The 12,974-nt window shown below is 59.7% G+C and carries 10 protein-coding genes; 9 read left to right on the forward strand and 1 reads right to left on the reverse strand.

Translation table 11 applies throughout. The annotated features are described in order from the left end of the window. The first annotated feature begins 49 nt into the window (after positions 1 to 49). On the forward strand, positions 50 to 1,927 hold the full coding sequence (locus tag DDE77_RS04240; RefSeq protein WP_108396178.1) for an ABC transporter ATP-binding protein: 1,878 nt from the start codon (positions 50 to 52) through the stop codon (positions 1,925 to 1,927). 5 nt (positions 1,928 to 1,932) lie between these two features. Here the strand turns inward: DDE77_RS04240 and DDE77_RS04245 are convergent, their stop codons facing one another. Continuing rightward, entirely contained in the window at positions 1,933 to 2,922 is a 990-nt protein-coding gene (locus DDE77_RS04245) for an oxidoreductase (protein WP_108396293.1), read from the reverse strand. Positions 2,923 to 3,046: 124 nt separating this feature from the next. On the opposite strand from DDE77_RS04245, the gene DDE77_RS04250 reads away from it, so the two are divergent. From DDE77_RS04250 to DDE77_RS04285, 8 genes are all read left to right on the forward strand, one after another. Next, positions 3,047 to 3,607, forward strand: a complete 561-nt coding sequence (locus tag DDE77_RS04250) for a DNA-3-methyladenine glycosylase (protein WP_108396179.1) — start codon at positions 3,047 to 3,049, stop codon at positions 3,605 to 3,607. Positions 3,608 to 3,894: 287 nt separating this feature from the next. Further along, positions 3,895 to 5,697: a DNA helicase RecQ gene (gene recQ / locus DDE77_RS04255; RefSeq protein ID WP_108396294.1), complete on the forward strand. Its 1,803-nt coding sequence runs from the start codon at positions 3,895 to 3,897 to the stop codon at positions 5,695 to 5,697. Further along, entirely contained in the window at positions 5,697 to 6,698 is a 1,002-nt protein-coding gene (locus DDE77_RS04260) for a heparan-alpha-glucosaminide N-acetyltransferase (RefSeq protein ID WP_108396180.1), read from the forward strand. Before recQ ends, DDE77_RS04260 begins: the two co-directional genes overlap by 1 nt. 150 nt (positions 6,699 to 6,848) lie before the next feature. Next, entirely contained in the window at positions 6,849 to 8,756 is a 1,908-nt protein-coding gene (locus DDE77_RS04265) for an ABC transporter ATP-binding protein (RefSeq protein ID WP_108396181.1), read from the forward strand. Continuing rightward, the gene (locus tag DDE77_RS04270; protein ID WP_108396182.1) at positions 8,753 to 10,657 is read left to right on the forward strand and encodes an ABC transporter ATP-binding protein; all 1,905 of its coding nucleotides are present in this window, start codon (positions 8,753 to 8,755) and stop codon (positions 10,655 to 10,657) included. Before DDE77_RS04265 ends, DDE77_RS04270 begins: the two co-directional genes overlap by 4 nt. Before the next feature lie 51 nt (positions 10,658 to 10,708). Beyond that, the gene (locus tag DDE77_RS04275; RefSeq protein ID WP_157959663.1) at positions 10,709 to 12,013 is read left to right on the forward strand and encodes a head-tail connector protein; all 1,305 of its coding nucleotides are present in this window, start codon (positions 10,709 to 10,711) and stop codon (positions 12,011 to 12,013) included. Between the two features lie 245 nt (positions 12,014 to 12,258). Beyond that, complete coding sequence (locus DDE77_RS04280; protein ID WP_108396184.1) at positions 12,259 to 12,465, forward strand: cold-shock protein; 207 nt, start codon at positions 12,259 to 12,261, stop codon at positions 12,463 to 12,465. Positions 12,466 to 12,583: 118 nt separating this feature from the next. Continuing rightward, on the forward strand, positions 12,584 to 12,889 hold the full coding sequence (locus DDE77_RS04285; protein ID WP_108396185.1) for a hypothetical protein: 306 nt from the start codon (positions 12,584 to 12,586) through the stop codon (positions 12,887 to 12,889). The last annotated feature ends 85 nt before the right edge of the window (positions 12,890 to 12,974 follow it).

Consider the following 12,974-nt stretch of genomic DNA (forward strand, 5'->3'; position numbering starts at 1 on the left):
GAAAGGCAAACCCCTATCGGCTCGTCTTTGCTCCCGATAAAACGGCGTCATGAGCAATCCTTCCGGGCGTCGCCCGTTCCCCGCGCCTGAGCAGCCCCCGAGCTTTCAGGAACGCCTGCGCAATCTGCGTCATCTTGGCCGCCTTGTAGCCCAGATTTGGCGGACCAGCGCACCGCTGACTGCAGCCAGTATCGTTCTGCGCCTTGTTGCCTCCGTTCAGCCTGTAGCCATGCTTTACGTGGGCAAGCTGATCATCGACGAGGTTGTTCGCCTTACCACTATCCCGACGCCTGGCCCTGGCTTTGGTGACTGGTGGGCCAGTGGCGTCCTGACGCAAATTATGGCGTTGCTGGCGCTTGAACTTGTTCTGGTGATCGGCTCGGATCTTTTGGCCAGAGCCACAAGCCTGGTCGATTTGGTTTTGTCCGAGCTGCATTCCAATACGGTCAGCGTCGAGCTGATGACCCATGCGGCCAAGCTCGATCTCATGCACTTTGAATCGGCTGAATACCAGGACCGGCTGGAACGTGCCCGCCGGCAGGCCGCCGGCCGCAACGCGCTTCTTAGCCAGATGTTTGGCCAAGCGCAGGACATGATCACGGTGTTTACCCTGGCAGCGGGCCTTTTTGCCTATGCGCCATGGCTGATCTTGCTCTTCCCGTTGAGCTTTGTCCCGGCGATCTGGGGCGAAACGCGGTTCAATAGCCTCGCCTATAATATGAGCCGGTGGCGAACGCCGGAGCGGCGGGAGCTGGAATATATCCGCTATATAGGCGCCAGCGCAGAAACCGCCAAGGAACTCAAGCTGTTCGGCCTTGGTGGGTTCCTCGTTAGCCGCTTCCGGCAGTTGGCCCATGCGATCTTTCTTGAAAACCGCTCCTTGTCCACGCAGCGAGCCGCTTGGGGAGCGCTCTTTTCATCGATCGCAACGTTGACCTATTATGGCGCCTACGCTTTTATCGTGTGGCGCACGATCACGGGTGATTTCTCCATCGGCGATCTGGCATTTTTGTCTGGCTCGTTCCTGCGGCTCAACGGCTTGTTCCAGAAGATCCTGATCGGCTTTACCCAGATCGCGGGGCAGTCGATGTATCTTGATGATCTATTCTCGTTTTTCGAGATCGAGCCAACTGTCCTTTCGCCCGCAAGTCCAAAGCCTTTCCCGCAGCCTATCCGCGAGGGCATCGTTTTTGACAATGTGGGCTTTCGCTACCCCGTTACGGAAGGTTGGGCCATTCGGCACTTGAGCTTCACGCTGGTGGCAGGGGAAACTCTCGCCCTGGTGGGTGAAAACGGCGCGGGCAAGACGACGATCGTGAAGCTTCTGACGCGGCTCTATGACCCAAGCGAAGGCCGCATCACCGTAGACGGCATCGACCTCAAGGACTTTGCCGTCCAAGACATCCACGCCCATATCGGCGTCATTTTCCAAGATTTCATCCGCTACAGTCTCACCGCTCGGGAGAATATCGGCGTGGGACGTATCGAAAAGCAGAATGATATGGAGCGCATCGAGGGCGCTGCAGAGCGCAGCCTTGCCGACGCGGTGATCCGCAAGCTGCCGCAGGGCTATGACCAGCAATTGGGGCGCTTGTTCAAAAAGGGGCGCGACCTTAGCGGCGGCGAGTGGCAGAAGGTTGCGATCGCGCGAGCCTATATGCGCGACGCCGAGCTGGTCATCCTCGATGAACCAACGGCAGCTCTGGACGCCAAGGCAGAGGCGGATGTGTTTGCACGCTTCAAGAGCCTGGCCTCGGGCAAGACAGCGGTGATCATATCGCACCGTTTCTCGACCGTGCGCATGGCCGACCGCATTCTCGTGCTCGAAAATGGGCGCATCCTTGAGTCTGGTTCGCATAATGAGCTCGTTGCCTTGGGCGGGCACTATGCCGAGCTGTTCGAGTTGCAAGCGGCTGGCTATCGCTGATCCGACTATCGTGGCCGCACTAGGACCCTTCCTTTGATCTCCCCCGCGAGGATCGCGTGGCCTGCATCGGGCAGATCTTCGAGGCCAATCTCGCGCACCATTTCCCCATAGGCATGCTTATCGAAAAGGCTAGCCAGACGTTTCCAAGCGGTCACGCGCCGCTCAAAGGGCTGCATGACACTATCGATGCCGATCAAGGTGACGCCGCGCAGGATGAACGGCAGCACATTGGTGTTAAGCTCTATGCCGGCGGCATTGCCGATGCTGGCAACAGCACCGCCATATTGGATTTGCTTGAGCAGTTTCCCCAGCAGGGCGCCACCAACGTTATCGATTACCGCAGACCAGCGTGCGGACTCAAGCGGCTTGTCTGCCTGGGCAAGGAAATCGGCGCGATCGATAATGCTGGCGGCACCCAAGGCCTTGAGCGTGTTGCTGAGTTCAGCACGACCCGTAAGCGCTGCTACCTCATAGCCAAGCTTGGCCAGCAAGCTGAGGGCGATGGAGCCAACGCCGCCGCCAGCGCCGGTTACGAGCACCGGCCCCGCTTCTGGCTTGAGCCCTGCAGTTTCTAGCCGTTCAATCGCCAGCATGGCGGTGAGCCCAGCCGTGCCCAAGGTCATGGCGTCGCGTGTAGATAGCGCTTCGGGGAGCGGCACCAGCCATTCGGCATCAACACGGGCCAGTTCGGCATAGCCGCCCCAATAGGCTTCCCCGACACGCCAGCCGGTCAACACTACCTGCTGCCCCGGCCGGTATCGAGCGTCCTCGCTCTTCCTTACCGTGCCGGCAAAATCGATCCCAGGCACATGCGGATAGTTGCGCACCAGGCCGCCACTACCAGTTAGGCACAAGCCGTCCTTGTAGTTGAGGCCAGCCCATTCGATCTCAACCGTGACATTGCCCTGCGGAAGCCGCTCTTCGTTGAGCTCCTGCACCGCCGCTTGCACCTCCCCGTTTCCATCCTTGTCGATGACGAGCGCACGAAAACTCATATTGTTCTCCTTTTCCGTTGAGCTTGGCACGAAGCAGGTGACCATGTCAGCCTCTGGTGCGTTGTCCCGGTTACCGCTCTTGAGCAGCGTTACCGCAACCTGACGACAGGAAGTTTGAACAAGGATGCAGCAGCTTAATCGCGCGTTTTTTGACCGCAATGCCGTGGAGGTTGCGCGTGACTTGATCGGGGCCTTTTTGCTCGTTGATGGCGTTGGAGGACCAATGGTCGAAGTGGAAGCCTATGATCAGGCCGATCCTGCATCGCACAGTTTTCGCGGACCAACCTTGCGGAATGCCGCGATGTTCGGGCCGCCAGGGCACGCCTATGTCTACAAGATCTATGGCATTCATTGGTGCCTCAACTTCGTGTGCCAGCCCGGTAGCGCCGTGCTGGTCCGCGCGCTGGAACCCACCCACGGCCTGTCTGTTATGCGCGAGCGCCGTGGCGATATGTTGGAGCGGCAATTATGCTCCGGGCCTGGCAAGCTGTGCCAGGCGCTCGGGGTGGATATTCGCCACAACACTCTGCCGCTGGATCAATCGCCGTTCCGGCTGGAGGCAACAGATGGGCGAAGTGACATTGCAGCCGGACCTCGCATCGGTATTACCAAAGGCGCCGAAACCCCTTGGCGCTTTGTGCTGCGCGGCTCGCCGTTTTTGAGCAAGCCTTTGACAAATTCGTGAGGCACAGGAACCTCTTGCCTCCCGCGAGATTGAGCCGGTCCGAGGTTTTGGTGCGCGTCAACCGGACGCGGTGGTATCAGAGAACGGGTCTATTTTTCCGGTTTCTGGGCCCGGCCAACGAAACGGCAGGCGAGCTCTTGTCCCACCCGCACCGAACCTCTCCTCTTCGCCTCTGCGGGAGATTGATCACGCCCTTTTGTCGCCTTGCCGCGCACGGGCCTGTGTGATTCAAGAGCGGTGTGAGCACCCTTGAATCGAGTTTCGATCTCTTCAGCTTTGCCCCGGACATGCCGCGCGATCCCCTGGCCGTGCTGCGCGATGTGTTTGGCCATAGGAGCTTTCGTGGCCAACAGGCCGATGTGGTCAACCATGTCGTGGATGGTGGCGATGCCGTTGTGCTTTTCCCAACCGGCGCCGGCAAGTCCATGTGCTACCAAATCCCGGCGATCTGCCGCCGGGGTGTCGGCATCGTCATCTCGCCTCTGATCGCACTGATGCGCGATCAGGTGGAAGCCCTTCGACAGGCCGGGATCTCCGCAGCAGCCCTCAACTCGTCCCTGACACCTGAAGAGTCGGCCCAAGTGCGCCGACAATTGCGCGCCGGCGAATTGGACCTGCTCTATGTCGCGCCGGAACGGGTTGCGACCCAAGGTTTTGCCAGCATGCTCTCGGGCATAGAGATTGCCCTTTTTGCGATCGATGAGGCGCATTGCGTTTCCCAGTGGGGGCATGATTTCCGCCCTGAATATCGCGAGCTTAGCCACCTTACCGAGCTTTTCCCTGGCGTGCCGCGCATCGCCCTGACCGCCACTGCCGATCCGATCACCCGAGCTGACATCATCGAGCGGCTCGGCCTCGAACAAGCGCGGGTTTTCACCACGAGTTTCGACCGACCCAACATTTCTTATTCCATCGTGGAGCGGGACAAGGCGCGCGAGCAATTGCTGGCCTTTTTGGCCGCACACAAGGGCAGCTCCGGTATTGTGTATTGCCTGTCACGAGCCAAGGTCGAGGACATCGCCGATTGGCTTTGTGCCAAGGGTATCCCCGCCCTGCCCTATCATGCGGGGCTTAGCCCTGAGATGCGCAGCGCCAATCAGGACGCGTTCCTCAAGGACGACAATATCTGCATGGTAGCGACGGTGGCGTTCGGCATGGGAATCGACAAGCCCGATGTGCGCTATGTCGCCCATATGGATTTGCCTTCCTCGATCGAGGCCTATTATCAGGAAACCGGCCGCGCCGGACGTGATGGGCAGCCGGCCGATGCATGGATGAGCTATGGCATGGCCGATGTGGTGCAGCGCCGCCGCATGATCGACGAAGGCAATGCGCCCGACGAGATCAAGCGGCTGGAGCATGGCAAGCTCAATGCCCTGCTCGGCGTCTGTGAGACGCCAGAATGCCGGCGCAAGGCCATTCTCAACCATTTCGGGGAAGCCCATCCGGGCAATTGCGGCAATTGCGACACCTGCCGCTCGCCGGTGGAATCCTGGGATGGGACGGAAGCCGCCATCAAGGCCTTGGCTGCGATCTACCGCACAGGCCAGCGTTTTGGCGCGGCTCACGTCATCGATGTGTTGATCGGCAAGCAGACCGAGAAAGTCGAACGGTTCGGGCACCAGAACCAGGCGGTGTTCGGTCAGGGCAATGACCTCGACAGCCAGGCTTGGCAATCGGTGATCCGGCAGCTGACGGCCGCTGGATTGATTGTGGTAGACCATGCCAACCACGGCGCCCTCTGCCTGGGCGAAGGAGCCCGTGCCGTGTTCAAGCGCGAGCGCTCAGTGGTGCTGCGCAAGGATCGGCCCAAGCGGGCCGTGGATGTGCGCCGGCAACTGGCTTCGGGTGCCGCCAATCTGAGCGAGCCGGCGCTTTCGATCTTTAACGCTCTGCGGGATGAGCGTTTGCGCATTGCCAAGCAACAGGGCGTGCCGCCCTATGTCATATTCCACGACGCGACCCTGCGCGCCATGGCGCTGGCTCGCCCGCGTCATCCTCATGACATGCTGAACCTGCCGGGCGTAGGTCAGGCCAAGCTTGATCGCTATGGCGAGGCTTTCCTGTCCGTTCTGGCGCAAATCAGCTGATGAGCGAGGTTTCGGCTCCGCGCCAGCGCTTTGCGGTGATCGACATTGCGCGTGGCGTCGCGATCATTGCCATGATTGCCTACCATTTGTGCTGGGACCTTAGCTATTTCCGCTTCATCTCGGCGGACGTCGGCTATGATCCGCAGTGGGTGATTATCGCGCGCTCTATCCTCAGCGCCTTCCTGTTCCTGGTAGGGGTCGGGCTGGTGCTGGGCCATGGCAGGGGCGTTCGCTGGCGTGCATTCTGGCGCCGCTGGCGGTTCGTCCTGGCCGGAGCGTTGCTGATCACACTGGGCACATATTTTGTCTTCCCCCAAAGCTTTGTTTATTTCGGCGTCCTGCATGCCATCGCCTTGTTCAGCGTCCTGGCCCTCCCGTTCCTTCTTGCGCCGCTTTGGCTGCCGATTGGGGTCGCCCTGATCGTTATCGCCCTACCTTGGGTTTATTCGCACTCGCTGTTCAACGAGAAGGCCTGGTCCTGGATCGGCTTTTGGGAAGTGCCGCCGCCCGCCAATGACCTGGTGCCTGTATTTCCCTGGTTTGGCGTGGTCTTGCTGGGCATTGTCGCCACTCGGGTAGTGCTGAGCTCACCGCTTGCCGAGCGCCTCGCCCGCATCAACCCGCCGGGGCGTCTGCCGCGTGTCCTCAGCTTCCTGGGGCGATGGAGCCTGCTGATTTACCTCCTGCACCAGCCGCTCTTGTTGGCCTTGATCTACCCAGCTGCCGCTGTGCTGCAGCCGCAGATTTCGATGCGTCAATCGGACTTTCTCGGTTCCTGCCAAAGCACCTGCGAGGCTGGTGGTACGGGGCCGGATTTATGCACCACCTATTGCCAATGCGGGCTCCAGACGATCGAGGATAATGATTTGTGGGAGGCGGTTTATTCTGGCCTTTTAACAGCCCAGGAACAAACAATTCTTGTTGCCAGCAACCGGCAATGCTCAGCCCTGATTTATCCCGAACTCCAGGACGAGGGGCCAGCGGAGCGAACCGCGCCTTAACGTCAATCGCTGCCAACGCCTGCGGTTCAGGGCTTGCCGGTTTCGTTCCAGGCAAATTTGCGTTTTTGCTCAAATACTGTCTTGAATGGTAGATCGAACGGGCATTCTATAGCGCTTGCGAATGATTTTTTGTCCCGTTGACGGCTGACTATGTTCCGGCCTCCGGCTCGGGCCCATTTATTTCGAAGTCTGGATAGTTCCTTGACCACCGACAAGGCTGGCCGCGTCCATTCACGCGGCGATGCACAGGCCCACGTTGCTGCGGCTCACGCAGGCAAAGGTCAGAGCCCGCTGCTGCGGATCACACTTTATTCGCTGCGCCATCCGTGGCGAGCCGCTGCGGCGATCGGCGCCACGATCATTGCATCCGTGCTGCAATTGCTGATTCCTCGCCTTCTTGGCCGCGCGGTTGACCAGGCGCAGAATATCTTGAGCATTGGCGCGCAGGAGGCTGAACAGGCCCTGTTCTGGAGCGCCGTGACGCTCCTCGTCGTGTCCGTCGCCCGCGGCTTTTTCACCCTGTGCCAGAACTATTTCTCGGAATCGGTGGGCCATCATGTGGGCTACGAGCTGCGCCTGGCCTTCTACGACAAGGTCCAGCGCCTGCCCTATGCCTATCATGACCGGGTGCATACGGGTGACCTGATCACCATGGGCCTGCTCGACCTTGATGGCGTGCGCATGTTTTTTGCGACCGGCCTGGTTCGCGTCGTGCTCCTTTCGGTCTTGATCGGGGTGGGCGCCTATATGTTGCTCACGACCGATCTGCTTCTGGGTTTCTTGGCCCTCAGCTTCGTTCCTTTTGTCGCCTGGCGGTCATCTGTTGCGCAGCTGACGCTGCGCAAGACCTGGCTCATGCTGCAGGACAAGCTTTCCGCCCTCACCCGCGTGATGGAAGAAAATCTGGGTGGCATCCGCGTCGTGCGGGCATTCTCCGGCCAGAAATTCGAGCTCGGCAAGTTCGATCATGCATCCAAGGAAGCGCTGGAGCTTTCGCACCAGCGGGTGCTGATCCGGGTGCGCAATACTTCGGCCATGACCTTTTCGTTTTTTGCCGCCATGGGGCTGGTGCTGTGGGCCGGGGGCAACAAGGTGATCGCGGGGGAGATGAGCGTAGGAACGCTCGCCTCCTTCCTGACCTTCATGACCATCCTTCAGATGCCGGTTCGCCAGCTGGGCTTGATGGTCAACTCCTTTGCCCGGGCTTCCACCTGCGGCAATCGCCTTTTTGCCTTTATCGACGAGCCGCTGACCATCGAGGATAAGCCGGGCGTTCCCGACCTCAAGGTCAGCGAAGGTGTTCTGCGTTTCGAGGATGTCCAGTTTACCTATCCGGGCGCGCTTTATCCAACGCTTGATGGCATTACATTTGAAGCGCGAGCGGGCCAAACGATCGGTATTGTGGGCGCGCCGGGCAGTGGCAAGTCTACCCTAGCTCACCTTATTCCGCGCTTTTATGATCTGACCGGCGGGCGGATCACCATTGATGGGCAGGACGTCAGCCAGGTGTCGCTTCACTCGCTCCGCCGGGCTGTTGCCGTCGTGCAGCAGGACTCGTTCCTGTTCACCACCACGATCGAAAACAACATCGCCTATGGCGATCCCTGGTCCAAGGAAAGCCGGATCGAGCGGGCTGCCGAAAGCGCCCAATTGCACAATTATATCCTTGGCTTGCCCCTCCAATATGGAACGGTCGTGGGCGAGCGCGGGGTGTCGCTATCGGGTGGGCAGCGGCAGCGCCTGTCGATTGCCCGCAGCCTGGTACTCAAGCCCGCTGTTATGGTGTTCGACGATTCAACGGCGGCCATCGATGCCGGGACGGAACACCGCATTCGCAGCGCTATCCGGCGCTATGCCAAGGACCGGGTGACGCTGGTGATTTCCCACCGACTGAGTTCACTGCTGCATGCCGATATCATCCTGTTCCTGGAAGACGGCAAGATTGTCGAGCGCGGCAGCCATGAAGAGCTGCTCGCCATGGGTGGCCGCTATCGGGCCCTCTATGATCTGCAGACGCGGCCGGACAATGACGTGCATTTTGGGAGTGCAGCGGAATGAGTGCGATCGAGCAGGAAGACGAAGATCGCGAGACCGCACGCTTTCCTGGCCAGCGCCCACCGCGCGCGAGCGTAGGTTCGCACCGGATCGAGGAAGAGGTATTCGGCAAGGCCTATGACCCGCGCACGGTGCGCCGCATCTGGGCTTTCGTGCGCCCGTACCGCCGCAAGATCTACTTGTCTGTTGCTGCCGTTCTGGTGTTCACGGCCACGCAGCTGGCCATTCCCCTGATCATCGGCCGGGCCATCGACAGCGGCATGACGCAGGGAGGCAATACCACCAATCTCCTGTGGGCAATGGGTGCCTTTGCTCTAGCCGTGCTGCTCAACTACGGCGCCTCCTATATGCAGGAAACCCAGGTTGGCCAGGTCGCAGAGCATGTGTTGTTTGACATGCGACGGGCCATGTTTGCCCAGCTGCAGCGGGTTTCCTTGAGCTTTATGGACAAGACCGAAGTTGGGCGGCTGATGAGCCGGCTGCAGGGCGACGTCAATTCCATGCAGGAGTTCCTGGAAACTTCCGTGATTTCAGTCGGGGACATGGTGCTGCTGATCGGCATCATCGTGGTGTTGCTGTCGCTCGATTTCCGGCTGGGGCTCCTGACGCTGTCCACCATGCCCGTGCTGTTTGTGGTGCGCATCTTCTGGCTGCCGCGGGCCAAGCGCGCCTTCTGGGCGGCGCATGAGACCAATTCCATCACGGCAGGCGCCATGGCGGAGGGGATCAATGGTGTACGCACCGTACAGAATCTGGATCGGCAGAAGGTCAATTTCGATTTGTTCGACGACAAGGCGTACAGCAATCTACAGACCCAGCTGACGGGCTCGCGCTATGCGCAGGTCATGGTGCCGATCGTGGACAGCCTCACCGGCATTGCCATGGCCATCGTGGTGGTGGTGGGCGGTTCGCTCGTGCTCAATGGCGGGCTCGAGATCGGCGTGATTGTTGCGTTCCTGTTCTATATCCAGCGCTTTTTCGATCCGATCCGCTCACTTACCATGCAATATTCCATCATGCAGCGGGCCATGACGTCGGGACGCCGCATCACCGAAGTGCTTGATGTTCCGGCCTCTATTACGGACAAGCCTGATGCTATCACGCTGACGCGGGAGATGGATGGCTCAGTCGAGTTCCGCGATGTGGTGTTCGGCTATAGCGACGATCGCCCTGTGCTCAAGAATGTGAGCTTTACCGTCAAGCCAGGGGAGACAGTCGCCTTGGTGGGGCCGACCGGATCGGGCAAGACATCGGCCATGTCGCTGGTTCACCGCTTCTATGAGGTGCAGTCGGGCGCCGTGCTGGTGGGCGGGCATGATGTGCGCGATGTAACCCAGGAATCCCTGGGCGAGCAGGTCGCGATGGTGTTGCAGGAGCCGTTTCTGTTTACCGGCACGGTGTTTGACAACATCCGCTACAACAAGGCTTCAGCAAGTCTGGACGATGTGATCGCAGCCTGCCAAGCCGTTGGTGCACATGACTTTATCATGCGCCTGCCCGGCGGGTACGACAGCGTCCTGGAGCAGCGCGGCTCCAATCTTTCCCTGGGGCAGCGGCAATTGCTGAGCTTTGCCCGAGCGCTTGTGGCGGATGCCAAGATCCTGGTGCTCGATGAAGCCACGGCAAATATCGACTCCTATACGGAGCGGCAGATCCAGAAGGCGCTGGTCACCCTGCTTAAAGGGCGAACGGGCATGGTCATCGCCCATCGGCTGGCGACCATTCGCGGGGCGGACCGGATCATCGTGCTGCAGAATGGCGAGTTGATCGAGAGCGGCAATCACGAGGAGCTCATGCCCAAGGGCGGGCTTTATGCCAAGCTTTACAACATGAACTATGCCAGCTTTGATGATATTCCCGACGAATTGGTGGCCAAGGTCAATGCCCGGGCTGCCAGTACCTGAGCTCCCATTACCAACAATGAACGGCCCATGGCCGCTAACAAGGCTTTGAATATGCGTCTAGTTCTTCCGTTCGCCTGCGTGCTGATGGCTGCTCCGGCCTGTGCAGCCGAGGCTGTGACCTACCAAGGCACGCTGGGTGACAAGCCGGTGGTCGTTGAGCTGACGGATCTGGGAGAAGAGATTGTTGCCGGGCGCTTCAGCTATCTCGATAGCGGGATGGATATCCCCCTGGCTTCGCAAGCGAATTCTGCGGGCGCAGTCTCGCTGGTTGAGGAAGCCCAATGCACCGAACAGAGCTGCGTTATCGATGATGAAGGCAATATTGAACAGGTGCCTGTTGCCGGCGTTTGGACGCTGGAAGTGGATGCCGAGGGCAAGGTGAGCGGCGCTCGTTCGTCGAGCAAGGAAGGGGGCGAGAGCCTTTCCATTGAGCTCATGGAGGCTGGTCGCCGGACCCTGCCGGAGGGGACCGAGATCACGCCGCTGGCTTTGCGGGACAGCGCCTGGCCGGAGCGGTATCAGATGCCATATGGTTTTGCGCCGGAGGCCCTGCCTTACGAAAGCGCGAAGATGGCGGTTGGCCTTGAAGAGGTGGAGCCGGTGCAAACGCTGGAAGGCTCGACCTATCGCTTCGTGGTTGATCCTCGCACAAAGCTCGCTTTCCCGCGCCTTGTATCTCTTGCAGACGGGACCTCGCCGGATGCGGCCAATGCGGCCTTGGCGCAGCGCCATGCCGCGATCAATGCGGAGGCCCTTGATTGCCTTGCCGGCGGCTATGCCGGTTTCTCCTTTGGCGGATACAGCGTCTCGATGGAGGGCGGCAGCCTTGGAGGCTATGACGATGAAAACATCGAGATTGCTTACCTTTCACCCACAGTCCTGAACTGGACGGAAGCGGGCAGCACCTATTGCGGCGGCGCCCATCCCAACAATCATTATGACAGCTTCATCATGGATGTGCGGACGGGAGAACCCTTGCCGCTGGGCAAGATATTCAAGGACTGGACTGCCATCAGCAACATCAATGACTATGAGGCGGAAATAGACCAGGCCGAGGCGCTCCAAGCACCGCAGAACTATTTGTGGGCAGCTGGGCAGCCCCTGATCGACTATGTTGTTGCCAATCGTACGCCCGGTTCCGACGCAAGTTTTGAAGAAGAGTGCGGGTTCGATGAGTTGATCCAGTCCAATCTCGGCATGCGGTTTGCGCCGGGCGACAAGGTTGTTTTTGCCCTGCAGGGCCTGCCGCATGTCAGCTTTGCCTGTACGAGCGATTTGCTGACGGTGGAGCTCTCCCAAATCCCCGAGCTGCTTGCGCCGGACGCGACGCAATATCTCCCGGGGCTGAGCCAGTAAAACGAGAAAGGGCTCTCGACTTATCGGAAGCCCTTTTGATCTATTTTCAGGATTGCCTTGCTATTGCCGAGATGTGCCCTATATTGATCTCATACGTTTCAGCTCAAGACAGCTGTCTGAATGCCGGTATACCGGTTTTGGCCTCTTCCTGATTTTTGCGAGCGTGTGACCTGACCAGCATGTTGCTAGCCGGGAGCGACGTCTTGCGTTTCAGCGGGGCGTTTTCAAAACCAAGGACGAAAGCCATGATCAACGGCACCGTAAAATTCTTCAACACCACCAAGGGCTTCGGCTTTATCTCGCCAGAAGGCGGCGACAAGGACGCTTTTGTCCATATCTCCGCTGTCGAGCGCTCGGGCCTTGCTGGCCTTTATGAAGGCGACAAGGTTACCTATGAGCTCGAGACCGGTCGTGACGGCAAGATGTCCGCGACCAATCTGACGCTGCTCTAGTTCGTTTTCGGGTTGGGGTGCTCCTGCACCCCGGCCCTGCCTCCTGCGGGAGCAGTCGAGGCCCGATACCCAAAAGAATGGTCCAAGCCCAAAGGGTAGGACCACATGAGAGAATTCAATGACATCAATAGATTACAATGCTCGCGCCGAGCTTTTCCTTGGCAGCGACCGCCCAACTGCGCTGGCGCAGGGGCCACGAAATTTCCGCACGGCAGCACAAGCGCTCCGCTTTGCCTTTGAACAAGCAGCGCCCGTGAGCCTGCGGGGCGCAAGCCTTCGCATCGGCACGCGGAACTTTACCGGCGAGGATATGGCACGGCTTTACCACAGCCCCGATTATCCCCTTTCTTACCCTCTGGCCGCAGCGCCACGCCGGAAGCGGCGGATGCCGTTCTATGGCGCGAGCTTTGCCAGGGCTGCTTGAGCCCGAGTTTAGCTCCGGATGACCTCGAGGGGGAAATCTTAAGGTTTGCTTTGGATTTCAGCCTCTTGAGGGCCGACAGGACGCC

The sequence above is a fragment of the Devosia submarina genome (assembly GCF_003056345.1).
Taxonomy (GTDB): Bacteria; Pseudomonadota; Alphaproteobacteria; order Rhizobiales; family Devosiaceae; genus Devosia; species Devosia submarina.